Source organism: Zoogloea sp., from assembly GCF_017302315.1.
Classification (GTDB): domain Bacteria; phylum Pseudomonadota; class Gammaproteobacteria; order Burkholderiales; family Rhodocyclaceae; genus Zoogloea.
In genome coordinates, this window is the sequence record NZ_JAFLDT010000050.1 from 1 (window position 1) to 24,316 (window position 24,316).

At 66.2% G+C, this 24,316-nt stretch carries 19 protein-coding genes; 10 read left to right on the forward strand and 9 right to left on the reverse strand.

Annotated elements, in window-relative coordinates; translation table 11 throughout:
• Positions 1-228: 228 nt before the first annotated feature.
• The 3 genes from J0L98_RS14430 (at position 229) to J0L98_RS14440 (ending at position 6,052) form a co-directional block, all read left to right on the forward strand.
• Positions 229-3,123: an ATP-binding protein gene (locus tag J0L98_RS14430; protein ID WP_296412471.1), complete on the forward strand. Its 2,895-nt coding sequence runs from the start codon at positions 229-231 to the stop codon at positions 3,121-3,123.
• A 73-nt stretch (positions 3,124-3,196) separates the two neighbouring features.
• Positions 3,197-3,823, forward strand: a complete 627-nt coding sequence (locus J0L98_RS14435) for a response regulator transcription factor (RefSeq protein ID WP_296412472.1) — start codon at positions 3,197-3,199, stop codon at positions 3,821-3,823.
• A gap of 120 nt (positions 3,824-3,943) precedes the next feature.
• Complete coding sequence (locus J0L98_RS14440) at positions 3,944-6,052, forward strand: TonB-dependent receptor (protein ID WP_296412473.1); 2,109 nt, start codon at positions 3,944-3,946, stop codon at positions 6,050-6,052.
• A 248-nt stretch (positions 6,053-6,300) separates the two neighbouring features.
• Here the strand turns inward: J0L98_RS14440 and J0L98_RS14445 are convergent, their stop codons facing one another.
• The 7 genes from J0L98_RS14445 to J0L98_RS14475 form a co-directional block, all read right to left on the reverse strand.
• Positions 6,301-7,509, reverse strand: a complete 1,209-nt coding sequence (locus tag J0L98_RS14445; protein ID WP_296412474.1) for a hypothetical protein — start codon at positions 7,507-7,509, stop codon at positions 6,301-6,303.
• Complete coding sequence (locus J0L98_RS14450) at positions 7,490-8,635, reverse strand: methanobactin export MATE transporter MbnM (protein ID WP_296412475.1); 1,146 nt, start codon at positions 8,633-8,635, stop codon at positions 7,490-7,492. Before J0L98_RS14450 ends, J0L98_RS14445 begins: the two co-directional genes overlap by 20 nt.
• 7 nt (positions 8,636-8,642) lie before the next feature.
• Complete coding sequence (locus tag J0L98_RS14455; RefSeq protein ID WP_296412476.1) at positions 8,643-9,818, reverse strand: methanobactin export MATE transporter MbnM; 1,176 nt, start codon at positions 9,816-9,818, stop codon at positions 8,643-8,645.
• A 23-nt stretch (positions 9,819-9,841) separates the two neighbouring features.
• Positions 9,842-11,476, reverse strand: coding sequence for an MbnP family copper-binding protein (locus J0L98_RS14460; protein WP_296412477.1), 1,635 nt, complete (start codon positions 11,474-11,476; stop codon positions 9,842-9,844).
• Between the two features lie 161 nt (positions 11,477-11,637).
• Positions 11,638-12,507: a DJ-1/PfpI family protein gene (locus J0L98_RS14465; protein ID WP_296412478.1), complete on the reverse strand. Its 870-nt coding sequence runs from the start codon at positions 12,505-12,507 to the stop codon at positions 11,638-11,640.
• 67 nt (positions 12,508-12,574) lie between these two features.
• Entirely contained in the window at positions 12,575-13,135 is a 561-nt protein-coding gene (locus J0L98_RS14470) for a response regulator (RefSeq protein WP_296412479.1), read from the reverse strand.
• On the reverse strand, positions 13,132-14,385 hold the full coding sequence (locus J0L98_RS14475) for a hypothetical protein (protein WP_296412480.1): 1,254 nt from the start codon (positions 14,383-14,385) through the stop codon (positions 13,132-13,134). Before J0L98_RS14475 ends, J0L98_RS14470 begins: the two co-directional genes overlap by 4 nt.
• A 324-nt stretch (positions 14,386-14,709) precedes the next feature.
• Between J0L98_RS14475 and cydP the strand changes: the two genes are divergently transcribed.
• The 5 genes from cydP (at position 14,710) to J0L98_RS14500 (ending at position 18,839) form a co-directional block, all read left to right on the forward strand.
• Positions 14,710-14,931, forward strand: a complete 222-nt coding sequence (gene cydP / locus J0L98_RS14480; protein ID WP_296412481.1) for a cytochrome oxidase putative small subunit CydP — start codon at positions 14,710-14,712, stop codon at positions 14,929-14,931.
• Positions 14,928-16,463, forward strand: coding sequence for a cytochrome ubiquinol oxidase subunit I (locus J0L98_RS14485; protein WP_296412482.1), 1,536 nt, complete (start codon positions 14,928-14,930; stop codon positions 16,461-16,463). The genes cydP and J0L98_RS14485 overlap by 4 nt, the downstream gene beginning before the upstream one ends.
• Before the next feature lie 9 nt (positions 16,464-16,472).
• Complete coding sequence (gene cydB, locus J0L98_RS14490) at positions 16,473-17,609, forward strand: cytochrome d ubiquinol oxidase subunit II (protein WP_296412483.1); 1,137 nt, start codon at positions 16,473-16,475, stop codon at positions 17,607-17,609.
• A gap of 18 nt (positions 17,610-17,627) precedes the next feature.
• Positions 17,628-17,717, forward strand: a complete 90-nt coding sequence (cydX, locus tag J0L98_RS14495; protein ID WP_296412484.1) for a cytochrome bd-I oxidase subunit CydX — start codon at positions 17,628-17,630, stop codon at positions 17,715-17,717.
• Between the two features lie 129 nt (positions 17,718-17,846).
• Positions 17,847-18,839 (forward strand): hypothetical protein, encoded by a 993-nt coding sequence (locus tag J0L98_RS14500; RefSeq protein WP_296412485.1) that lies wholly within the window; start codon positions 17,847-17,849, stop codon positions 18,837-18,839.
• A gap of 106 nt (positions 18,840-18,945) precedes the next feature.
• Here the strand turns inward: J0L98_RS14500 and J0L98_RS14505 are convergent, their stop codons facing one another.
• Both J0L98_RS14505 and J0L98_RS14510 read right to left on the reverse strand, forming a co-directional pair.
• Positions 18,946-21,093 (reverse strand): TonB-dependent receptor, encoded by a 2,148-nt coding sequence (locus J0L98_RS14505; protein WP_296412486.1) that lies wholly within the window; start codon positions 21,091-21,093, stop codon positions 18,946-18,948.
• Between the two features lie 936 nt (positions 21,094-22,029).
• Positions 22,030-22,845, reverse strand: a complete 816-nt coding sequence (locus J0L98_RS14510; RefSeq protein WP_296412487.1) for an alpha/beta hydrolase — start codon at positions 22,843-22,845, stop codon at positions 22,030-22,032.
• Positions 22,846-23,299: 454 nt separating this feature from the next.
• On the opposite strand from J0L98_RS14510, the gene J0L98_RS14515 reads away from it, so the two are divergent.
• Positions 23,300-23,764, forward strand: a complete 465-nt coding sequence (locus J0L98_RS14515) for a hypothetical protein (RefSeq protein ID WP_296412488.1) — start codon at positions 23,300-23,302, stop codon at positions 23,762-23,764.
• A complete protein-coding gene (locus J0L98_RS14520) occupies positions 23,765-24,316 on the forward strand; it encodes a UPF0149 family protein (protein ID WP_296412494.1) in 552 nt (183 codons plus the stop codon).

Sequence of the window (24,316 nt, forward strand, 5' to 3'; positions counted from 1 at the left end):
GAGATCAAAAACTGCATTTAGCTCGCAAAAACATGGCGTTTTCGGGTGACTGAACCGCGTTTGGTGCCGAGTCCATCGTGAATGCCTGGTTGGCGACGAGTTTTGCGACACCCTCTGAAGTCGCCCCCACAGAGGTGCTCCTGCGGTCCCTGTGGCTGCCGTCATGCACCAGCCAGGCCCCGTCGGCATTGGCTGGCAGTTTCCGAGAGGGCCGTTGAGGAAAACAGGATGATTCCCGACGACGATATCTGCAGGGTCGCACGGCGCACCTCGGTGCGCGGGGTGGTGATCGAGGCTGGCGATGCACGGGATGTGCGGCGGCAGAAGATGGCCCGGATCATCCTGGATTCCATGTACCAGTTCCTGGGCTTGCTGGACCTGGACGGGACGGTGCTGGAGATCAACCAGGCGGCCCTCAACGGGGCGGGTGTCGGCCTGGAGGACGTGATCGGCCGGCCCTTCTGGGAAGCCCGTTGGTGGGAAGTGTCGGAAGAGGTGCGCCAGCGGGTGCGGGAGATGATCGCCACGGCCCGCACCGGCCAGTTCGTCCGCTGCGACTTCGAAGTCTTCGGCGACCTCCAGGGCAGCCGCACCATCGTCATCGACTTCTCCCTCACGCCCATCCTCGACGACGAGGGTAAGGTGGCCTTTCTGCTGCCCGAGGGGCGCAACATCACCGAAAAAATCGCCGGCAGCGCCGAGCTGTCACGCAAGAACAGCGAGCTGCAGGGTGCCCTTGAACGCCTGAAGGAACTGGACGGCTACAAGACCCGCTTCTTTGCCAATGTCAGCCATGAACTGCGCACGCCCCTGGCCTTGATCCTCGGGCCGGTGGACCAGCTCATCAAGGACGGCACCGGGCTGGGCGAGCGGGAGCGCTTCCGCCTCGCCGCCATCCAGCGCAATGCCCGCAGCCTGCTGCAGCAGGTGAACAACCTGCTGGACCTGGCCCGCATCGACGCGGACCGCATGCCCATGGCCTATGTCAATGCCGACCTGGTGGCCCTGGTGCGGGAGATCGCGGCGGGCTTCGAGGCCGCGGCGGAAGACCGCCACGTCAGCCTGGGCCTGCGCGGAGAGGACGAACTGTATGCGGAGGTGGATCGGGCCAAGTTCGTGCGGGTGATGGCCAATCTGCTCTCCAACGCCTTCAAGTTCACCCCCGCCGGGGGGCGGATCGCCTGCCAGGTGGAGAGCGTGCCAGGAGGGCGGGTGCTGATCGGCGTGCAGGACACCGGCCCCGGCGTGCCCGATGCCATGAAGGCGCATATCTTCGACCGCTTCACCCAGGGCCGCGATGACCCGGGGGCCGGCGGCAGCGGCCTGGGGCTGAACATCGTCAAGGAGTTCGTGGACCTGCACCGGGGCACCGTGGTGGTGATGGATGCGCCCGGGGGCGGTGCGCTCTTCCAGGTGGAGCTGCCGGCCCGGGCGCCGGAGGGCGCCTTTGTGCGCAGTGGCGGCGGGAAGGACATGCCAACCCTGGCGGAGGGGGCCTTCCCCCTGGCGCCGGATCTGCCCCGCCCGGCCGCCGAAGTCTTTCACCCGGGCAAGCCCAAGGTGCTGGTGGCCGAGGACAACCCGGATCTGCGCCTGTTTCTCTACGACGTGCTGTCGGACGAGTACAACGTGATCCTGCGGGAGGACGGGGAGGCGGCCTTCCAGGCGGCGATTGCCGACCCGCCCGACCTGATCATCACCGACCTGATGATGCCGCGCTGGGGCGGCGAGCGTTTTGTCCGTGCCCTCAGCGAGCGGCGCGACTTCCCCAGTGTGCCGGTGCTGGTGCTGTCGGCCCGGGCAGACGATGCCCTGCGCGAGAACCTGCTGGAGCATCTGGTGCAGGACTATCTCACCAAGCCGTTTTCGGCCCAGGAGCTGCGGGCACGGGCGCGCAACCTGGTGACGGTGAAGCGCACCGTGGACATCCTGCAGCGCGAACTCAACTCCCAGGCCTCGGACATCCTCGAACTCACCGCCGGGCTGGTGGCGAGCCGCAAGTCGCTGCAGCGCAGCTTTGCCGCCCTGCAGGTTTCCGATCGCCGCTGGCAGGGTCTCTACGAGAACACCGCGGTGGGGATCGCCCTGGCGGACCGGGACGGCAAGATCCTCTCCGCCAACCCCGCCTTGCAGCGCATGCTGGGCTATGCCCGTGATGAGATCGTCGGCGTGTCGCTGATCGAGCTTACGGCGCCGTGCGAGCGCGGCCTCACCGAGCGCAACGTGCATGGCCTGTTCGATGGTGACTTCCCCAGTTACACGGTGCAGAAGCGCTACGAGAAGAAGGAAGGGAGCTACCTGTGGGCCAATGTGAGCGCCTCGCGCATCCCGGCCATGGACGAGGATGGCCCCATGCTGGCGGTGATCGTCGAGGACATCACTGCCCGCATGGAGGCTGAGCGCTCCCTGGCGGCGACCCGCGCGGAGCTGACCCGGGTGGCCCGCTTCACGGCGATGGGCGAACTGGTGGCCTCCATTGCCCACGAGATCAATCAGCCCCTGGCGGCGGTCATCACCAACAGCCAGGCGGCCCTGCGCTGGTTGTCCCACGACGAGCCGAACCTGATCGAGGTGGCGGCCGCGCTGCAGCGGGCCAATCGTGATGCGAGCCTGGCCGGCGCGGTGATCTCGCGCATCCGCGGCTTCCTGCGGGCCGGCCAGATCCGGCGGGCGCCGGTGGACCTGGCCCGCATGCTCGACGAAGTGCTGCAGATGTTGCAGATGATGCTGACGGAGGCGGGCGTCGACCCCTGCGTGCGGCTGCCCGATCCTCCGCCCCGTCTGATTGCCGATGCGGTGCAGTTGCAGCAGGTGCTCATCAACCTGATCGTCAATGCCGTGGATGCCATGCGCGAGCAGTCTGAGCGGGCGCGCCTGCTGCAGATCGATGTGGTGGCCGACCCGGCGGGGGGGCTGCGGTTCTCGGTGCGCGACAACGGCCCGGGCGTTGCAGCGGGTTCCGATGCGCGGATGTTCGAAGCCTTCTTTTCCACCAAACCGGATGGCTTAGGCATGGGGCTGGCCATCAGCCGCAGCATTGTCGAGAACCATGGCGGGCGCCTGTGGCTGGCGCGGGATGGCGGCCCCGGGGCGTGTTTCGAATTCACCATCCCGGACAACTGACGCCCGGACCACGGGCGCATCGAAGCAGGAGAGGAGATGAGCATGGCAGGGATGGAAGTGCCTGGAGGTGCGCGTGGCGGATAGCCAGGACTGGGTGTATGTGGTGGATGACGACCTCTCGGTGCGGGAGGCCCTGAGCAGCCTGATCCGTTCGGTGGGTCTGCAAGTCGAGACCTACGCCTCCGCGGCGGCCTTTCTGGAGGGGCCGCGGCTGCCCCGGGTCGCCTGCCTGATCCTGGATGTGCGCATGCCCGGGCTGACGGGGCTCGAATTGCAGGCCCGGCTGGCCGGGTCGGGGGCCTCCATCCCGATCATCTTCATCACCGGCCACGGGGACATTCCCATGGCGGTGAGGGCCATCAAGAAGGGGGCGGTGGAGTTCCTGGCCAAACCCTTCCGCGATGAGGATCTGCTGGCCGCCATCCGCAGCGCCCTTGCCCAGGCCCGCAGTACCCGGCAGGCCGAGAGCGAGGTGGGTGAGATCCGCCGCCGCTATGCCTTGCTGACCGGACGTGAGAAGGAGGTGATCACCTTCATGGTGAGGGGTGCGCTGAACAAGCAGGCCGCGGCCGAGCTTGGTGTGTCCGAGATGACCGTGAAGGTCCATCGCCACAACATCATGCACAAGATGGGGGTGACGACCCTGCCGGACCTGGTGCGCATGGTCGAGCGCCTGCAGGGGGGCAGCGAGGGGCTCTGAGCCCGCGGAGCAGACAGGATTCCCCGCTCGCACCCCGGGTGGATCTACGTCGGAATGCGTATGGCAGGCAGGTGGGTGCGCGTGTATGATTATTTTATTTATCTTCATACACGCGCCGACATGAAGCCTCTCAAGCAGAAACGTGCTGCCTTCAAGCCACAGCGCAGCCCCCTGGCCCTGGCGCTGGCATGTGCACTCATCGCGCCCGCGAGCCTGGCCCGGGCTGAGGGGGCGGATGTGCCAACCCTGGCCGATGTGGTGGTCATGGGCAATTACCAGAACGCCGTGGGCACCACCGATGCCGCCAGTGAAGGCGTGGTGACCCGCAAGCTGCTGCAGAGCCGCCCGACCCTGCGCCCGGCCGAGGTGCTGGAGTTTGTGCCCGGTGTGATCGTGTCCCAGCACAGCGGCGACGGCAAGGCCAACCAGTATTACCTGCGTGGCTTCAACCTCGACCACGGCACCGACTTCGCCACCCACCTGGACGGCATGCCGGTGAACATGCCTACCCATGCCCACGGCCAGGGTTACACCGATCTCAACTTCCTGATCCCCGAGCTGCTCCAGTCCATCCACTACCGCAAGGGGCTCTACGCGGCCGAGGATGGGGATTTCAGCTCGGCCGGATCGGCCCGGTTGAGTATGGTGGACAGCCTGCCCAAGGGGCTGGCTTCGGTCACCCTCGGGGAGCGGCAGTTCACCCGTGGCCTGGTGGCCAAGTCGGTGGCGCTGAATGCCGGCACGCTGCTGTATGCCCTGGAGGGGGCCTACAACAACGGGCCCTGGCAGAACCCGCAGAACTACCGCCGCGTGAATGGCGTGCTGCGCTACAGCCTGGCCGAGGGCGACACCCGGCACAGCCTCACGGCGATGGCCTATACGTCTCACTGGCACAGCACCGACCAGGTGCCGCAACGGGCCATCGACAGTGGCCTGATCGGCCGCTATGGTGCCATCGACCCGTCGGATCATGGCAAGACCAGCCGCTACAGTCTGTCCTGGCAGATGCTCCGGCAGATGGACGATGGCGAATGGAGCGCCAACGCCTATTTCATCCGCTCGCGCCTCGCCCTCTTCTCCAACTTCACCTACTACCTGGACAACCCGGTGGATGGGGATCAGTTCGAGCAGGCCGAGTCACGCAATGTCATGGGCGGCAGCGTCAGCCGGATGTGGAAGGGCAGCCTCGGCGGGCTGGCGAGCAACACCACCGTGGGTGCGCAGTGGCGCCGGGACAGCCTGAGCCCGGTGGGGCTGTACACCGCGAAGGATGGGGAGCGCACGGGTGTCACCCAGGAGAGCCGGGTGCGGCAAAACAGCGTCGGTCTGTTTGCCCAGAATGAGACGCGCTGGCTGCCCTGGCTGCGCAGCGTCGCCGGCTTGCGCGCCGACCGGAGCAGCGTGGACGTGACGAGCAGCATCGACGCCAACAGTGGCGAGCGCAGCGCCTGGATCAACAGTCCCAAGCTGTCGCTGATCTTTGGCCCCTGGGCGAAGAGTGAAGTCTTCCTCAACTGGGGCTACGGCTTTCACAGCAACGACGCCCGCGGCATGACCGCGAAGGTGACGGCCAAGACCGGCGAGGCCATCGACCCGGCGATCCCCCTGGTGCGTACCAAGGGGCGCGAGATCGGCTTCCGCAGCGAATGGTTGCCGGGGCTGCAGAGTTCCGTGGCCCTGTGGCAGCTGGACATTGCCTCCGAACTGGTCTTTGTCGGCGACGCGGGTGAGACCGAGGCCAGTGGCGCATCCCGGCGCCATGGGGTGGAGTTCAACAACCACTACGTGGCCGCGCCCTGGTTGATCCTGGATGCGGATCTGGCCATCTCCCAGGCGCGTTTCCGGCAGATCCAGGGCGACGCGCCGAACGCCGGCCGGCATGTGCCCGGTGCGGTGCGGAAGGTGTTGTCGGCGGGCGCCACCGTGACCGATCTCGGCCCCTGGTTCGGGCAGATCCAGCTCCGCCACTTCGGGCCGCGCGCCCTCATCGAGGACAACAGCGTGCGCTCCAAGGGTAGTACGCTGACCTACGCCCGGGTAGGCTACCGCATCAATGCCGATACCCGGCTGTCGCTGGATGTCTTCAACCTCCTGAACCGGAAGGTGAGCGACATCGACTACTACTACACCTCGCGTCTGCGCGGCGAGCCCGCAGAAGGCTTCAGCGACATCCATACCCACCCGGCGGAGCCGCGCACGGCGAGGGTGACGTTGAGCATGAACTTCTGAAGCGCTGAACGGGTTTGCGGGAGGCGCCGATGGTGGCCGGAGGGCGTGTGGGGGCGACTTCAGTCGCCCGCGGACTTCGATCAACGGCATGCCTGTGATCAACGCGTGGATGGGCGACTGAAGTCGCCCCTACACATTGCTCCGGGATGTCGTCTCAGCGGGAGGGGGGCATCGACGGTCGGACGACGGGGCAGACCGAGGAGGGCGGATCGAGTCCCCCAAGGTGTAGGCCTGTCTGCTACCCCGGCCTACAGCAGCCCTTTGGCAAAGGTGAATTGGTAGCGCAGCAGGTAGACGTTGTTGTCTGTCGTGCCGTCCCGCTCCCGGTGCCATTCGGCGGTGATCCGGTGGCCGTCGAGGGGGCGCCATTTGACAACCGCGCCGAGGCTGGTGGGGTTCTTGTCGGCGTCGGTGAGGCCGCTCTGGGTGGCGACGAGGCCGGCATTGACGCCGGCCAGGTGGTGGCGGCCCACCAGGCGTTCGGCGCGGCCGATGACTTCCCAGCCGGGGGCGAGGCGCCAGCCCACATCCACCCAGCCGCCGTTGAGCTTGCCGGTGTAGGCGGGGGCGCCGTTGATGCTGTCGAGGCGGCCCTCTTCACGTTTGTACCACCACTCGGCACCGACCCACAGGGGGCTGTCGGCGGGAGTCCAGCGCGCCGCCAGGGAGAGGAGCTGGGCGGTGCCGTCGAAGCACACCCGGTCGGTGGTGATGCGGGTGCAGCTGGGTACGCTGTGGGTATGGCCCACGTTGCCGGTGGTTACCAGGGCTCGGCCGTCGGCATTGACATTGGCGTAGCCGGCCTCCAGTTGCAGCGTTTCCCTCTTCCAGCCGGCCCGGGCGGTGAGCAGCTTGAAGCCGCCGGCATCGGCGCCGGGGAAGCTCTGGTTGCGCCAGGCGCCAAGGCCCAGCGACCAGCCGGCCGGGTGATTCCAGTCGCTGCGGACGCCGTCGGCGCGCCAGTAATCGTTCACCGCGCCGCGCATGGCCAGGGGTGAGATGCCGAAGTCCCGGGCATGGACGTGGATGGGGTTGAGCAGGCCCAGGGGCAGTAGCTGGCGGCCGACCCGCAGGGTAGCCAGGTGGTCGTGGGCCGGCGCGATGCGCCCTTCGAGCCAGGCTTCCTCGGTGTGGTTGCTGCTGTCCGGGCCGCCGTGGTGCGCCACTTTCAGGAAGCCGCGCAAGGCGTCGCTGAAGCGGGCGCGCAGGGCGATCTCGGCGTAGTCGAGGCCGTCGCGACGTTCGTCGGCCCGGGGGCTGCCGGCTTCGAGCACGCCGGGCAGGCGCGGGGCGGGGTAGGGCTGATCCGCATGCAGGGACATCAGCCCGAAGCCGCCGGAGATGCTCAGGCGGTCTTCTGCCGGGGCTGCAGTCTCATGGGCGGCAGCCTGGCCCGCGAAGGCCAGGAGGAGGGAAGGCAGCAGCAGGGCGGCAGGCTTACTTGAAGGGATTGGCATAGCGTGCGCTGGTGAGAAGTTCTTCATCGGTGAGGGTCTTCAGGAAGGCGATCAGGTCGGCCTTGCCCTGGCTGTCGAGGCGGATGCGGTCAATCCGCGGATCTTTGTAGGGGTTGCGGCTGCCGTCACCGGCATGGGCGGTATTGGCCAGGGTGCGTCCATGGGCGGCGTAGTGATCGAGCACGGCCTCCAGGGTGGCGATGCTGCCGTCGTGCATGTAGGGGGCGGTGACCGCCACGTTGCGCAGGCTCTGGGTGCGGAAGGCGCCCATGTCCTCCGGCTTGCCGGACAGCTCCAGGATGCCGCGATTGGGTTCGGGGTAGGCGCCCTTGCCGTCGATGTTGTACAGCCCGGTGTTGTGGTAGGGCGTGCGCACCGGGGTGGTCGTCTCGTCGGCGTACTGGTCGCTGAAGGTGGGGCCGCTGTGGCAGGTGCTGCACTGGGCCTGCTCCGAGAAGAACAGGGCGCGGCCACGTTCTTCCGCCTCGCTGAGTTTGAGCTTGCCGGCCAGGTATTGGTCATAGCGCGAATTGGCCGACACCACGCCACGCTGGAAGACCGAGATGGCCTGGATGAGGTGGGCGTAGCTGATCTGTGCCTCCCCGGAGCCGAAGGCCCGGGCAAAGCGCGCCTGATAGTCGGGGTCGTCGCGGAAACGCTGCAGGACCTTGGCGCGGGTGCTGTCATCGATGCCCAGCTCCACCGGGTTCTCGCCGAACATGGGGACCAGCATGTGGCGTTCGAGATCGAGGATGGAGTAGTTCGCCCAGGTCAGGGTGGGGTTCCAGGCGCTGTTGGCGATGCTGGGCGCGTTGCGGGCGGTCTCTTCGCCGGTGGAGCCGGTGGACACCGCCTTGCCGTCGGTGAAGGCCAGGTGCTGGAAATGGCAGGAGGCACAGGCCTGGGTGCCGTTGCCCGACAGGCGGGTGTCGTAGAAGAGGCGCCGGCCGAGCTGGAACCTCTCTTCGGACATGGGGTTGTCCGCCGGGACACGGGGCGGCTTGAAGTGGGCCGGCAGGTTCCAGCGCCAGGCCGGCGCGGCGGACGCGAGGGTGTGCTCGGTGCTCAGCCCGGCAAGCATGCTGGCTACGAGCGCGGCGCCGGCGACGAGGGGGGCGTGCTGCATGGAGCGCCTACTTGAAGGGATTGGAGAAGCGGCTGCTGGTGAGCAGGCTCTCGTCGGTGAGGGTCTTGAGGAAGGCGATCAGGTCGGCCTTCTCCTGGGCGTCGAGATCGATGCGGCTGATCAGGTCGCTCTTGTATGGGTTGTTGCGCCCGTCTCCGGCCAGGGGCCCCGAGGTGATGTGGCGCCCGCCGGCGGCATAGAAGTCGAGCACCTCTTCCAGGGTGGCGATGCTGCCGTCGTGCATGTAGGGGGCGGTGACGGCCACGTTTCGCAGGCTCTGGGCCCGGAAGGCGCCCATGTCCTCGGCCTTGCCGGTGAGCTCGAAGATGCCCCGGTTGGGGGCCGGGAAGCCACCCTTGCCGTCGATGTTGTAGAGGCCCGTGTTGTGGAAGGGGGTCTCGACGCTGCGCGAGCCGGCGTGCTTCAGCTGATCGTTGAAGTTGAAGCTGCCGTGGCAGTGGAAGCACTCGGCCTTCTCGGTGAAGAACAGGTTGCGGCCGCGCTCCTCGCTGGCGGTGAGGGTGGCCTGGCCCTTCTGGTAGCGGTCGTACTTGGAGTCACCCGACAACATGCCCCGCTCGAAGGTGGCGATGGCCTTGATGATGTTGGTGAAGCTGATCGGGCTGGCTTCGCCGGGAAAGGCGCGGCCGAAGCGGGCCACGTAGTCGCTGTCGTCCTGGAAACGCTTCAGCACTGTGGCCCGGTTGCTGTCATTGATGCCCAGTTCCACCGGACTGGTGGCGAACAGCGGGGTCTCCATCTGCTGCTCGAGGGAGGTGGTGGCGGAGTTGGCCCAGTTGAACGTGGGGTGATAGGCCGCGTTGGCGATGGGCATGGCGCTGCGGGCGGTGTGCTCGCCGGTGGAGCCGGTGGCCACTGCCTTGCCGTCGGTGAAGGCCAGGCTCTGCACATGGCAGGACGCGCATGCCTGGGTACCGTTGCCGGACAGACGGGTGTCATGGAAGAGGTAGCGGCCGAGCTGGAACTTCTCTTCTGACATGGGGTTGTCGGCCGGGACCGCCGGGGTGGCGAAGTTGACCGGGAGGTTCCAGCTCCAGGAGGGGTCGGCGTTGACGGTCTGGCTCTTGTCGGTGGTGGACGTGCCACCGCCGCCACAGCTCATCAGCACGAAGCTGGCAAGCGTGGCGGCGGTGAACGCCCCGTAGAAGGGGCTGTTCTTCATCGTGGGATATCTTTCCGGTCGGCTTACTTGGCCTTCACGGCAAAGACCTTCTGGGCGGCGCCGCCGTTGATGGGCAGGCCGGTGGCCAGGTCGATCTGCAGGGCCTGGAAGGTGCCCGGGCATTCCGGATCGGTGGTGCCGGACATGCAGCCCGCTGCGCCGCCGCCTTCATAGCTCAGGTCGGAGTTCTTGAACAGCTCGGCCAGATCGAGGACGATCTTCTGGGTGCTGGCGTTGAAGGCCGCGAAGGAGAAGTCCATGCGGTTGGGGTTGGTACAGGCGGTCACGACGCCCTTGGTGGGGTCGCCCTTGCAGCCGGTGGAGCCCAGGTGCACGTTCCAGGTGGTCGTGGTGGTGCCGTCGGGGCGGGCGATCGGGGTGTCGGGCACGTACTCGATCTTCATGAACTTGCGGCCAGCCTGCCAGGACCAGGCCATCGCCGAGCTGGTCAGGATCTCGGGGGTGGTGGTGGCCGTGGTGTTGCTGTGGTTCAGGGAAACCTTGTCGGCATCGGCGGACTTGACCGGAACGCCCACGCTCAGGGTAACGCCCACGTAGGTGCCCGGGGGGACCTTGCCGGTGAGGGTGGTGTAGGTGGCGGCGGTGCCGGTGCTGGTGGGGCACTTGCCGGTGGCGTCTTCGAAGTCGATCAGGGCCACGTCACGGGCCTGGTTGGCATTGGCGTCGAGGGTCACGGGAACCGTATTGCCCTGAGCGTCGATGAGCAGCACGTTGGTGACGTAGAAGCGCAGGTCCTTCACCTGGCCGGCGGTGGCCTTGGTGCCCAGACCGGTCAGGGGAACGCCGCAGGAGACCGCCTGACCACCAGCGGTGACATCGAACGTGATGCTGACTGCCTGGGTGGCGGCGGCGGTGCTGCCCTTTTCGAAGGCGACAATCTTCTTCAGCGTGTTGGGGCTGTCCACGGCGACAACGCCGGCGGTGGTGAAGGTGGGGTTGGTGGTGTCGGCCGAGGTGGCCTTCTGCACGGTAAGGGCGTCTTCCGCCTGAGCCAGCAGGACCTTCTGCACGGCCTTGGCGTTGCTGTCGGACTTCAGGCCGTCATAGCCGGACTGCAGGGACTTGGCCACCACCTTGGCGGCCTCATGGGCGCGGGCGTAGCGACCGGCTGAGGTGGCATCGGCCTGGGTGGCGCTGCCCTTGCCGGCGATGTAGTCGCTGAACAGGCTGACCGTGGTGTCGGTGATGCCGAGGAGGTTCTTGACGGCGCTCTCCGCGCTGTCCACCGTCGCGCCGGCAGCGACCTTCTGCTGGACCAGGGTGGTGAGCGGGCTCACGAAGCTGCCCTTGCCGGCGGGGGCGGACAGGAAGTAGGGCTTGCCGACGGTGCCGGTCGGATTGTCGCTGTCCACCGCGGTGGCCGGAACCAGAACCAGCACCGGGTACTTGTTTTCGTCGCCGGCGGTGAGATCACTCAGGGTGTACTTGCCACCGTCGGTGGTGGTGGTGCTCGGCTCGCTGCTGTCGCAGGCGCCATTGGTGTTGATGTCCAGACACACGGTCGCACCCTTCAGGTAGCCATCTGCGACCGTGCCGGACAGGGATGACTTGCTGGAGCCACCACCGCCGCCGCCGCAGGCTGCGAGGAGGGCGGATGCGAGGGCAGTCAGGGCGAACAGGGAGGCGTGCTTGGGCATGGAGGGTCCTTGGGCTGGAGGAAAGAATGTCGCCGGATTTTCGTGGCGGAGGCGGCTTGCAACAATGCGGCATAGTGTCGCAAGCCATCGGGCGTCCAGGCGCAGCGTCAGGCGCCACGCTATGGCTTGGTCGGCCGCGGCATGGCCCTACGGAAGAGGGCTCAGGTGCGGGAGCGGTTGCGCCGCTGGGCCCGCCTGGCGGTGGCAAAGGCGGTGTCGCGCATGCCTGCAAACATGTCGTTCAGGAATGCGGTGACGATGGGGGGTGCCTTTTCAGGGGCGCCCGCATTGAAGCCCGGGTCGGGGTCGTATTCCAGGTAAAGCTGGATGGCCTCGGCGTAGCTGCGGTTGCGCAGCAGGGCGACGAGGGCGAGACCGAAGTCCAGCCCTGCGGTGACGCCGCCACCGGTGATGCGGTTGCGGTCGGTGACGATGCGGCCGGGCGTGGGAATTGCCCCGAGTTCGGCAAGGACATCGCGGGTAGCCCAGTGGGAGGTGGCCCGGTAGCCGTCGAGCAAGCCGGCCGCGCCGAGAATCAGCGAGCCGGTGCAGACGCTGGTGACAAAGCGCGCGTTCTTAGCTGCCTGGGCCAGGAAGTCCAGAACCACGGGGTCTTCCATCATCGTGAAGGTGCCCGGGATGCCGCCCGGCACGAACAGCACGTCGAACTGCCCGGGGCTGTCGTCGAAGGTCATCGTTGGCTTGACGGGGATCAGTGCGGTGCTTCCCCCTCCATCGTTTCCCACCGGGTCCAGGTTCTTCCACAGCAGGTGGATGTCGCGGTTCATCAGCGCTTCGAACAGGGTCAGGGGCCCGACCAGATCCTGCAGGAACATCCCCGGATAGACGAGCATGCCGATGCTCAGCTTCGGCCCGCCGGTGAGCTCGTCGTAGCGCCGCATGGCTTCCTGGTGATGACGGTCGGCGGATTCCGTCGTTGCCGCAGTTGCGGCATGGGTGGTCTCAACCCCGGCCAGCATCCTGGTCAGGGTCGAGACGGCGGCGAATCTTGCGAAGTCACGACGATCCATGGGCGCTCCGTTGGGTGGATGCTGTGTTCACGAAACAGGCCGGTGCGAGGGGGTTGTCCCCGGGTGATCAAGGCTCCCGGTCCTGGGGGCGTTTCTTGCCGAGTTTGCGCTGCAGGGTGCGCCTGTGCATCTTCAGTGCCCTTGCGGTGGCGGAGATATTGCCACCGTTCTCGGCCAGGGCACGCTGGAGGTACTCCCATTCCAGGCTCTTGACCGTCAGCCATTCCTCGGGTGCCACATCCTGTTCGGCGCCTTCGTCCTTGCCAAGCAGTGTCGAGACGATAAGACCGATCCGGGCGGGCTTGGTCAGGTACTCTACCGCGCCGAGCTTCACGGCGTTCACCGCCGTGGCGATGCTGGCATAGCCCGTCAGGACGACGAGCCGTGCATCCGGCATGGCCTCGAGGATGGGGGCAATCAGTTTGAGGCCTGACTGCCCACCCAGGTTGAGGTCGAGCAGAACGTAGGCCGGCCTGATCGTCCGGGCGAGGGCAAGGGCGTCGTCGACGGTGCCGGCCGGGAAAACGCTGAAGCCATGCTTTTGGAGCGAGCGCGACAGCACGTGCACAAAGGCCTCGTCGTCCTCAACCAGCAACAACGGACCGTGCTTGCAGGGCGTTGCGCTCATGTCCAGAGCAATCCTGTTCTTGGCAGGTGTATCGAGACCGTCGCACGCCTGTCGGGACGACTGCGGACGAGCATGTTGCCACCCAGCAGTTCGATGGCGGTCCGGGCAAGGTCTCGCCGGAGGTCGGAATCGACTTCGGTGGGGGAGCGGTCGTCCGTCGGCGTCGTGCCGGACTCCTCGAGTTCCACAATGACCTGATCCGCTTCAGCCCGGGCCTGGATGGCAAGCCCGGCGTCGGCGTTGCCGTGCAGGCTTTCCAGGAGACTCTGAATGGCGGTTGCAAGTCCGGAGTCCGGGTAGAGACGAACCTGCGCCAGGCGAGCATCCAGGTTCAGGGCGACGTCAATAGCCGGATGCGTGCTCTGCCAGGCGGCCACCAGACCGCGCGCCCATTGATCGAAAGGCATGCTCTGGCGGGTGTCGCAGCGCCCTTGTCCGGCCCGGGCCGTCAGTTCGGTGAGGCTCCCCTTGCAGGTGGCCACCTGGGCCTGCATCAGCTCGAGGTCAGCGCGCAGGCGTTCGTCCTCGCGGTGCTCGAGCAGCAATTCATCGATCAGGATCTGCAGGGTGCCCAGGGGGGTGCTCATCTGGTGGGCGGTGCCGGCTGCGAGGGTGCCCAGAAAGACCAGCCAGCGATTGCGCGTGGCGGTCTCCCGTGCGGTGGAGAGGGCCAGGTCCCGGTGGCGCACGGCCTGCCTCATGCGCGAGACGAACCATACCACCACGATGGCCGAGACCACGAACACGGTCCACATTCCCAGCCGGCTCAACTGCTCGGACACCCGGGTATCCGGCACATCCAGGGGGATGTAGCAGAACCACAGGAAGGTGTAGGTGGCCACCGAGGCAAATCCGAAAAACCAGGCGTGCCAGCCGGGAAGAATCATGGCGCCGACCGCGGCCAGCGGCAGGAAGACGGAAATGAGGGGGTTGCCCGCACCACCGGAGTAATAGACGAAGGCGCCCCAGCCGATGAGGTCGAAGCCGAGCTGAACCAGGGGCGCGAACAGGGACAGGCGTACCAGCCCTCGGGGGTCCAGCAGCAGGGCCAGATGCAGGCACACGTTGACGCTGGCCATGACCGCTGCCACGGCGAGAAGGGGGGCGATGAACAGGGCGTCGCCGGCCAGCCATTGCCCGGCGATGGCCGCCAGGACCATGGAGATCACCGAGAACCAGCGCAGGCCGATCAAACGCCGCAGGGAGATGGTGGGCAAGGGATCAGGGACGGGAAGGGGCGCCTCGCGCATCGGCGATCGGTCCTCCAGGCGGGGAGACGAAAAAAGAGCCCTGGGGGAAGGGCTCGAAAATGAGGTGGCTCATCTATTGTGTTCGAAGAGCTGCGGCGAATCGTAGGCCGCCTCCGGAGGTCGGCAAAGTGACCGATCGTCGCACCCGAAGCCGGCATCCATGCGGCGATCCGTCGCGCGACCACGGGTCACTTCTGCGCGCCCATCCCCTTGTCCAGAATCCGCCCCGTCCGACGCTCCAGGGCCCGGACAGTCCTCCCGCCGGGAGCGCTCCGCCAGGGCCTCCCGGCACCCTTCACGCTATCCCTACGGGAGCCTCCCGAGATGAAGTCCTTGCCGTTTCCGTCCAGCCGGCTGGCCCGGGACATCACCCTCACCATCGCGGTCAAGCTGCTTCTGGTGGCCTGCCTGAAGTTCGCCTTCTTCAGCGAACCCATGGACAAGGCCGAGGCCGCCCAGCGGATTGCCGATCGCGTGTCGGGGCCTTCCGTGCCGGCGGGCGATGCGACACCGCCGTCATCCCATCCACATCCGGAGAAACCATGATCAACGAAACCGTCGTCGATCTATCGCGGCTGCAGTTCGCCGCCACCGCGCTCTACCACTTCCTGTTCGTTCCGCTGACCCTCGGCCTGTCCTGGCTGCTGGTGATCATGGAGGCTGCTTACGTGATGAGCGGCAAGGAGGTCTACAAGGACATGACCCGCTTCTGGGGCAAGCTCTACGGCATCAACTTTGCGCTCGGTGTCACCACCGGCATCACCATGGAGTTCCAGTTCGGCACCAACTGGGCCTACTACTCCCATTACGTGGGTGACATCTTCGGTGCGCCCCTGGCCATCGAGGGGCTGATGGCCTTCTTCCTGGAATCGACCATGGTCGGTCTGTTCTTCTTTGGGTGGAACCGGCTGTCCAAGGCTGGCCACCTCACCGTCACCACCCTGATGGCCCTGGGCACCAACCTTTCGGCGGTGCTGATCCTGATCGCCAACGGCTGGATGCAGGATCCGGTGGGCTCGGCCTTCAATCCGGTGACCATGCGCATGGAGCTGACCGACTTCGCCGCCCTGGTCTTCAACCCGGTGGCCCAGTCCAAGTTCGTGCATACGGTGTCGGCCGGCTATGTGACCGGCTCCCTCTTCGTGCTCGGCATCTCCTCCTGGTATCTGCTCAAGGGGCAGCACGTGGAGTTCGCCCGTCGCTCCTTCCGCATCGCCGCGGCCTTCGGCCTGGCCGGCACGGCGTCGGTCATCGTGCTCGGTGACGAGTCGGGCTACTCGGTGGGCGAGGCCCAGCGCTCCAAGCTGGCGGCCATCGAAGCCATGTGGGAGACCGAGCCGGCACCCGCGGGCTTCAATCTGATCGCCATTCCCAACGAGGCCCGCCAGGCCAATGACTTCGAGCTGCGCATTCCCTATGTGCTGGGGTTGATCGCCACCCGTTCGACAAGCGAAGTCATCCCCGGCATCAAGGAGATCCGCGAGAAGAACCGTCAGCGTATCGAGTCGGGCATCCAGGCGGTGATCGCCCTGGAAGGCATGCGCAAAAACCCGCAGGACGAGGCTGCCCGGGCTGCCTTCAAGGCCCACGAGAAGGATCTGGGCTACGGCCTGCTGGTGAAGAAGTACGTGGAAGACCCCCGTCAGGCCACGCCGGAGATCATCCACAAGGCCGCCATGGACTCGGTGCCGCGCATCGCGCCCCTGTTCTGGAGCTTCCGGGTGATGGTCGGCCTGGGCATCGCCATGCTGGCCCTCATGGTGGTGGCCTTCTGGCACAGCGTGAAGGGCACGTTCCAGAACAAGCCCTGGCTGCTCAAATGGGCGCTCTATTCCATCCCCCTGCCGTGGATCGCCATCGAGGCAGGCTGGTTCGTTGCGGAATACGGTCGTCAGCCGTGGACGGTGTTTGGCGTGCTGCCCACCCACCTCTCGGCTTCCAGCCTGTCGGTGGAGAGCCTGTGGGGCTCCATCGCCGGCTTCGTCGGTTTCTATTCGCTGCTGCTCGTGGCCGAGATGTACCTGATGTTCAAGTACGCCCGTCTCGGCCCCTCCGTCCTGCACGCCAAGACTGCCTGAGGAACCATCATGTTTGATTACGCAACCCTGAAACTGATCTGGTGGCTGCTGGTGGGCGTGCTGCTCATCGGCTTTGCCATCATGGATGGCCACGACATGGGCGTGGGCACGCTGCTGCCCTTTCTGGGCAAGGACGATACCGACCGCCGGGTGATGATCAACAGCGTCGCGCCCCACTGGGACGGCAACCAGGTGTGGTTCATCACCGCTGGCGGTGCCGTCTTCGCGGCCTGGCCCCTGGTGTATGCCACCGCCTTCTCCGGCCTTTACTGGGCTTTGCTGCTGGTGCTGTTTGCCCTGTTCTTCCGGCCGGTGGGCTTCGAGTACCGCTCGAAACTGCCCAACCCGGCCTGGCGGAAGGGCTGGGACTGGGGCCTGTTTGCTGGCAGCGCCGTGCCGGCCCTGGTGTTTGGCGTGGCCTTCGGCAATCTCTTCCAGGGCGTGCCCTTCGATCTGGACGACAGCATGCGCTCCAGCTATTCAGGCTCTTTCTGGGCGCTGCTCAATCCCTTTGCCCTGCTCTGTGGTGTGGTGAGCCTCTCCCTGCTCACCCTGCAGGGGGCCACCTTCCTCTCCCATCGGGTCGAGGGGCCGCTGCAGCGGCGCACCATCCTGGCTGCCCGGGTGTGCGGTGTCGTGCTGCTGGTGAGCTTCTCCCTTGCGGGCATGTGGGTGGCGCGGATGGAGGGCTATGTGCTTGAGTCCATCCCCGATGTGCGCGGCGTGCTGACCCCGCTGATGAAGGAAGTAGGCCGGGCGCCGGGGGGCTGGTTTGCCAACTTCAACAACTTCCCCCAGCTATGGATCATCCCCGTGCTGGCCTACGCCGGTGTGGGTGTGGTGCTGGCCTGCATCGGCAGCGGGTGGACCCTGCTGTCCTTTGTGGCGTCCTCGGTGGCCTGCGTGAGCGTGATCCTGACGGCGGGCGTGGCCCTGTTCCCCTTCGTGCTGCCCTCGTCCACCCATCCGGACGTCAGTCTCACGGCCTGGGACGCCACCTCCAGCCAGCTTACCCTGACGGTGATGCTGTGGGTCGCCCTGATCTTCACCCCCGTCGTTTTGGCCTACACCAGCTGGGCCTACCGGGTGATGGCCGGAAAGATCACCCGCGACTACATCGCGGCCAACGACAAACAACTGTACTGACAATTGAAGGAGATGATCATGTGGTATTTCACCTGGGTGCTGGGCTTGGGGTTCGCTGTTCTGCTGGCGTTGGTCAACGCCCTGTGGCTGGAGGCACAGGAGGAGTGACGGCAGGGCAGGGAGGCGGGCCGGGGTGCTCGCCCCCTGTGTCGGATGTAATCTCATCCGGAGCATGTCTTGAAGCCACTCGGAGTGGATATACTGCCTTCGGAACTCTAACCACCCCGAGAGGTCGTCATGCCCAAGTCGTTGTTCAGCAGGTATTGGTTCTTCCTTTGTTCGCTCTTCATCCTTATGGCCGGTTTTGCCGGCCCGGCTTCTGCCGATTGGGGCGAAGGCGATTACCGCATCATCAAGGCCCTGTACGGTACGCCCGACAGGCATATCGACGTGACCTCGCGCCTCAAGGAGCTGGCCCAGCGTGACGAGCGTTTCCGTCTGGGCAACGGCGTTTTTGGCACCGACCCGGACAAGGGCCGCGTCAAGACCCTGCGCATCGAGGCCGTCAGCTCCAGCGGGCGCAACCGCACCTTCGAGTACACCGAAGGTAGCTGGGTGGATGGCGCCCAGTTCCAGGGCTGGAGCAGCGGTAACTGGGGCGACAGCAGTGCCAGCAGCAGTTCGGGCTGGGGCGACCGGCCCGGCTACCAGGACCGCAAGGAGGGCGAGTACCGCATCCTCCAGGCCCAGTACGGCACCGCCGAACGCAACGTGGATGTGACCAGCCGCCTGCGCGAGCTGGCCGGCCGCGACGAGCGTTTTCGGCTGAGCAACAAGACGTTTGGCGTTGACCCGGACAAAGGCCGCGTTAAGGTGCTGCGCATCTACGCCGAAGGCCCCCGTGGCCAGCGCACCTTTGAGTACACCGAAGGTAGCTGGGTGGACGGCGCCCAGTTTGCCGGCTGGTCCGGCGGCAGCTGGGGCAACGGTGGCTGGAACGGCGGCTGGGGCGGTTCCCGTCCGTCCTACAACGACAACAACCGGGATCGCGACCCGGACGGGCTGAAGATCCTGCGGGCTGAGTACGGCACCAACAACAACCGCATCGACATCACCCATCGCCTCAGCCAGCGAGTCATCATGAACCGCCTGACTGCGCGAGTTAACAACGACCTGGCCGGTGATGACCCGGCCCGGGATCAGGTCAAGCGCCTGTGGGTGACCTACAGCGTCGAGGGCCGCGAAATGCGCCGTGACGTGCGCGAAGGCCAGGTGCTGATCCTGCCGTGATTGGTGTGTGAAGCAGGGCGGGGCGCCGTGGCGACCCCGCCGCCATGATGTAAAACGGGCTCCTCAACAGGAGCCCGTTTTACATCTACGGCCGACCTGGCGCCGTTTAGAACTTCATCCGCAGCGACAGCTCGTAAGTCCGCGGGTTGGCGATCAACACCTGGGTGTTGCCGTAGGCCGCTTCCGCATACAGCTCGTCGGTGGCATTGCGGATGCGGAAGCCGACATCGGTGGTCTTGCTGTATCTGTAGTCGGCCGACAGGTCCAGGGTGGTGTAGGACGGCAACTGCAGGGTGTTGGCGTCGTTGATGTAGGCCTTGTCCACATGCCTTGCCCAGGCGCCGAGGGTCCAGGCGTCGACGGGCCTGTACTGGACGCCCAGGTTGGCCAGCCAGCGTGGTGCAAAGCGCGGCTGGTTGCCATTGAAGGACACCGGCGGGTTGCCCGCCGAGTACTCATCGTAGCGGGCACGCACGTAGGCGATGTTGCCGTCGATCTGCCACTGGCGGGTGGGGCGCAGGCCCAGGCTCAGCTCGAGGCCCCGGGACGACTGTTCGCCAACCGCCAGCCGGTTGCTCGGCCGGGCCGGGTCGGGCACGAAGACATTGCGCTTCTGGATGTCGTAGGCCGCGGCAGTCCACTCACCCTTGCCGCCCCAGATGCCCTGTTTCAAGCCGATCTCGAACTGCTTGGCAGTGGTCAGGTCGAGCTGGCTCTGGTTGCGGTTCAGGATCACCAGGGAGCCGCCGGGCTCCGCCGCGGTGGCGTAGGAGGCATACACGGTGGTGTCCGGGGCCAGGTCATAGACGACCCCTGCGCGCCAGGAATTGAAGCTGTGGGCCTTCGATTCCTTCGGCGCACCGGCCTGATCGTAGTAGATCCAGTGGGTCTTGAAGTTGTCGTGCCGCGCACCGCCCACCAGCTTGAGCTTCGAGGTGAGGGACAGCTGGTCTTCGGCAAACACCGACCACTGCTCGATGCTCACGTCCCGGGCCAGGGACTTGAAGACGTTGGTGCCGCTGCTCAGGCTGACGCTCGGCGGGTTGTAGGCATCGACGGGGGCCTCGGTTCCTGCCGGAAAGCCGTTGCGCCTGGTCTTGAAGTCCGTCCGGTTGATGTCGGTGCCCACCACCAGGCGGTTGTCCATGCCGCCGAGCTTGCCCTTGAACAGGGCGTCGAGGCGGTTGCCCACTAGCTGGTGATCGTGATCCAGGTCGGCCCAGGTGTTGCGCCGCACCTTCGGCGTGGCGCCGGCGATGTAGGTGAAGTCGTCCACATCGCGCCAGTCGCGGAAGGAGTCGTAGTAATAGGCCTGGTTGCGCACCTCCACATCCGGCGCTACTTGCCACTCAAGATTGGCCCGGAGCCAGGTGGTGCTGGACTTGTACTTGTTGTCGGTCAGGTTGTTGTAATTGATGCGGCGCAGGGACTTGCTGATCCTGCCATTGACCAGGGGCGTACCGTAGTACAGATCCTCCACGTCGTCGTGCAGCCGGTCGAGCTCCAGGGTCAGCTTGAGGGTGCTGCTCAGCTTGAACAGCAGCGACCCGGTGAAGCGGTCCAGCGCGGTCCGCTCGCCATGGACGTTGCTGCCGTAGCGGTTGGTGCTGAAGTCGGCCCGGTAGGCGACGGCGTCGTCCTTGATCGCGCCGCCCGTGCCCGCATGCAGGCGGTGGGAGTTGTAACTCGAAAACGCGTAGTCCAGCTCGAAGGGCTGGGCGCTGAAGCTCGGTGCGCGGGAAATCAGGTTGATCGTCGCCCCGGTTCCGCCCTCGCCATTGAGCACCGCGGCCGGCCCGCGCAGCACCTCGATACGGTCGTAGTTGGCCGTGTCGAGCACCCGCGACGAGAAGTTGGAGCTGCCCGGCACCCGCACCCCGTTGTAGAGCCAGGTCACGCCGTTCTCGATGAAGCCCCGCGCCGAGAAGGCCACATGCGACCCGCCAACCCGCCCGCCGGTCATCCCGGCAACCTTGCCGACAGCCTCGATCATGGTCCGGTCGCCCCGCTCCTGCATGACCTCCTGGCTGATCACATCGACGCTGGCGGGGATCTCCCGGATTGTCGTGCCCAGGCGCGATCCCGTGGTGGCCGGAAGGTCCAGCGGAATGGTGCGCGTGTCCCGCTCGCCACTGACGGAGATGGTCGAGAGTTCCTTGGCTTCCTGGGCGTGCGCCGCCTGGGCGCCCAGGGCAGCGCAGGCCCCCAGTACCGCCAGCGCAAGCGCAGCCGGCTTGAATCGATGGTCTTTCATGCAAGAGTCCTGTTTCATTCTTGTTGTGGTGGATGTCTGGCAGGCGCCATGCATGGCCGCCCTCCCATGGTCGAATCCGCAGGGCAGGCGCCCCGCGGGGGCGGAGTTTGGCAGCGTGATATGGAGCCAGACTGCGACATGGCGCCGCAGGGTGAGGGCGGTGAGCAGGGCGGGGTGTTGTAGCTGATCGTTCTGGCGCTGCCAGACATCCCCTCAGGGCTGCGCTCCCCGCCAATGCTGACGCGGGCTTGCCCTCCATTGGCCGTATCACCCGATGGGTGAAACTGAAGGGGTTTATGAGACGCGCGGAGAGCGGCTGGAGGGACTGTGGGGGCGACTTCAGTCGCCCGCGGACGTTGATCAAGGGTGTGTCGGTGATTGACGCGCGGATGGTCGACTGAAGTCGCCCCTACAGAAGAGACCGTATCGACCGTCAGACGACGCGTCTAACGGAGGAAATTGGGTTTGATCAGCGCCTCCCTGGTGGAACACCCCCGATATGCAAAGTCTCTACCGGGCAGATCCGGAGCCTGGATGAGGGACTGACTATTGCGAAGGATGGTGCAGTGAGGCCTAACGATTGAGGGTAGATCGTGATCGCAAAGCGAGACACGATCTGAACTGGTTGTCGGACAAGCCTGGTTCGGCTGTTCGGATTCCTCTGGAAATGGCGTTCCGCCCTTCACCGCGAGGGCACGCTTGCGACGACGTTTCATCCCGGCCGGTGAATTCGTCCCTCGGCCGTACTCAAGCGTGCCGGCTAAGCTGCCGTTTCGGTGCGGACACCGGCAAGGGCCGCGGCTTCACAATTTTCGTGGCCCGTATTGGTGTCGTCCGCCCTGTCTGGCTCCGATGCTCGCGCGGAGTTGGTTACATGAACACGCGTTTGCCATGTTCCGCGCCCGTCTCAGGGGCCTTTCTGTCTGAAAACCACCCTCACCCCCTCTCCAGAAACCCCCTCACCAGCCCGATCACCGCCTCGGGCTGTTCGCGGTGGGGCATGTGGCGGGAGTCTTCCATGATCTCCACCTGAACCCGGCTCGATCTGCTGAGCTCGCCGATGAGCTCGGGGTGGCGGGTTGAGCCGTATTCGTCGTGAAGCCCGTGGATGGCGAGCAGGGGGCAGCTTACGCGGGGCAGGACGGGGGCCAGTGACCAGGTGGCGAAGGCCGGGCTGAGCCAGGTCTCGGTCCAGGCGTCGAGCACCCAGCGCGCCTTGTCGCCGTGGTACTTCCCGAGCCGTTCCACCTGCCGGACATCCTTGAACTGCTCCTTGGCGACGCGGATGCCCTCCAGGGTCCGGTCTTCGGGAAAGGCCTGGGCGGCGATGGTGATCAGCGCCTCGCAGTCGGCGGCAAACTCGGCGGCGCAATTGACGGCCATGCCGCCGCCGACGCTGTGGCCGAAGGCGATGAACGGCCCGATGCCCAGTTGCTGGCGCACCAGGGCGAAGTCGTGACGGGCTTCCGCGGCGATGAAGTCGAGGGGCAGGGGGCCATGGCGCGGGCTGGACAGGCCGAATCCGAGCCGGTCGTAGGCGACCACCCGGCGGCCGGTGGCAAGGCTCAGCGCGGCCGGAAAGTCGCGCCACAGCTCAACGCTGCCCAGGGAGTCGTGAAGCATGATGATGGGGGCGTCGGGCAGGGGCCGGCCGGTGGGGGCGGGCGTCCACACCCTGCTGTACAGGCGGCCTTCGGGGTGCACTATCCACACCTCGGTGAATGGGGCGGTGCCAGGGGTTTGATCAGACATGGGGTTTGACTCGTGGGCCTGTCGGGGCTGGGTTGTCGGGACGGTGCGATGGCGGAGGACGGGGGCGGTACAGGGGCGTGTCGTCCGGATTCGCAAGCCGCGTTTTGACTTGATTGTTAGTCAGTGTTGACGTGCACGTCAACATCCTGCGGGTGTTGGCGCGGCGTGATGGAGGGTATCCATCCGGGTGGTCGTGCTGCATTGCCGCCAATGGGAGCTGGTGCTGCCGGAGATCGAATATCGGCCGGGTGGGGGCTGAGCAAAGGGTGCCCCTCAGCGCGCCCGGCGCACCGGCTCGGCAAGGCCCGCGCGTCGGGGAATAGTGCCCGGAAGTCAGCCTCAGATACGTCGAGGAAGCCCCCGTGCAGCACTGGAACACACGGGCGTTGGCATTGCGGCGCGACCGCGAGGCCATCAAAGAACATACGCACCTGAACAACGAAGGCGACACCCCATGACCGACGACGACATCCAACTCATCCACTCACCGCTGACGCAGACCTACAGCGCCGACGGCCACACGCTGCAAATCGAGATTTACCGCGGCGCGGGCAGCCTCTGGATTCTCGAAGTCGTGGACGAGCGGGGCACATCCACCGTGTGGGATGAGCAGTTCGAGACCGACACCGCCGCGCTGGCGGCGGCTTTTCTGGCCATTGAGGAAGAGGGCGTCCACCATTTCGTGACCACCGCACAGCGGGAGACGGACGAGCCCGAGCGCGGGTTGGCGCAGGCAGAGCGCCCGCGTGCACCCGGCGCGTCACCTTACCTGCTGGCACAGCTGTCTGACGAGGAACTGGACGTGCTGGAGGGCTTCTTGCTGGACCAGGACACCGAAGAGGGCATGACGCTGGACATGCTTGACGGCTTTCTGCACGCCCTGGCCCTGGGGCCGGAGACCGTGTTGCCCAGGCGCTAGCTGCCCAAGGTATGGGGGCAAGGGGATGGCGCCATGCTGCCACCCGTGGTCGACCTGGACGAGGCCAATCACCTGCTGGGGCTGGTGATGCGCCACTTCAACAGTATTGTATTGGGCTTGGAGCAGGAGTCACCTGTGCTGGACCCGCTGTGGCCCATCATCCCTTTTGACGCAGGCGAGTTCGAAGACGCCGAAATGTGGGCGTATGGCTTCACCGAGGCGGTCAAGCTCAGCCCCGCCGCCTGGCAGCCGCTGTTCGATCACCCGGAGGGCCGGCAGTGGTACCGGCCCATCCACCTGCTGGGTACAGATGAGGTCTCGCCCGAAGAAGAGGCGCTGACCCGCACCCCGGCGCAGCGTGCGGCGCTGAGCGCACAGATCGAAGGCTCGCTGCTGCAGATGCACGCCTTCTGGCTGCCGCTACGGCAGGCCGTGGCCGAGCGCGAGCGGGCGCGGCGCCTGAGCCCCAAGGTGGGCCGCAATGAGCCCTGCCCCTGCGGCAGCGGCAAGAAGTTCAAGAAGTGCTGCGGCGCGCCGTCTGCGCCGCACTGA

Coding starts and splice junctions, on each gene's coding strand:
- J0L98_RS14430 (WP_296412471.1), top strand. CDS start 229: ATGATTCCCGACGACGATATCTGCAGGGTCGCACGGCGCACCTCGGTG.
- J0L98_RS14440 (WP_296412473.1), top strand. CDS start 3,944: ATGAAGCCTCTCAAGCAGAAACGTGCTGCCTTCAAGCCACAGCGCAGC.
- J0L98_RS14445 (WP_296412474.1), bottom strand. CDS start 7,509: ATGCCAATCCCTTCAAGTAAGCCTGCCGCCCTGCTGCTGCCTTCCCTC.
- J0L98_RS14450 (WP_296412475.1), bottom strand. CDS start 8,635: ATGCAGCACGCCCCCCTCGTCGCCGGCGCCGCGCTCGTAGCCAGCATG.
- J0L98_RS14455 (WP_296412476.1), bottom strand. CDS start 9,818: ATGAAGAACAGCCCCTTCTACGGGGCGTTCACCGCCGCCACGCTTGCC.
- J0L98_RS14460 (WP_296412477.1), bottom strand. CDS start 11,476: ATGCCCAAGCACGCCTCCCTGTTCGCCCTGACTGCCCTCGCATCCGCC.
- J0L98_RS14465 (WP_296412478.1), bottom strand. CDS start 12,507: ATGGATCGTCGTGACTTCGCAAGATTCGCCGCCGTCTCGACCCTGACC.
- J0L98_RS14470 (WP_296412479.1), bottom strand. CDS start 13,135: ATGAGCGCAACGCCCTGCAAGCACGGTCCGTTGTTGCTGGTTGAGGAC.
- J0L98_RS14475 (WP_296412480.1), bottom strand. CDS start 14,385: ATGCGCGAGGCGCCCCTTCCCGTCCCTGATCCCTTGCCCACCATCTCC.
- cydP (WP_296412481.1), top strand. CDS start 14,710: ATGAAGTCCTTGCCGTTTCCGTCCAGCCGGCTGGCCCGGGACATCACC.
- J0L98_RS14485 (WP_296412482.1), top strand. CDS start 14,928: ATGATCAACGAAACCGTCGTCGATCTATCGCGGCTGCAGTTCGCCGCC.
- cydB (WP_296412483.1), top strand. CDS start 16,473: ATGTTTGATTACGCAACCCTGAAACTGATCTGGTGGCTGCTGGTGGGC.
- cydX (WP_296412484.1), top strand. CDS start 17,628: ATGTGGTATTTCACCTGGGTGCTGGGCTTGGGGTTCGCTGTTCTGCTG.
- J0L98_RS14500 (WP_296412485.1), top strand. CDS start 17,847: ATGCCCAAGTCGTTGTTCAGCAGGTATTGGTTCTTCCTTTGTTCGCTC.
- J0L98_RS14505 (WP_296412486.1), bottom strand. CDS start 21,093: ATGAAAGACCATCGATTCAAGCCGGCTGCGCTTGCGCTGGCGGTACTG.
- J0L98_RS14510 (WP_296412487.1), bottom strand. CDS start 22,845: ATGTCTGATCAAACCCCTGGCACCGCCCCATTCACCGAGGTGTGGATA.
- J0L98_RS14515 (WP_296412488.1), top strand. CDS start 23,300: ATGACCGACGACGACATCCAACTCATCCACTCACCGCTGACGCAGACC.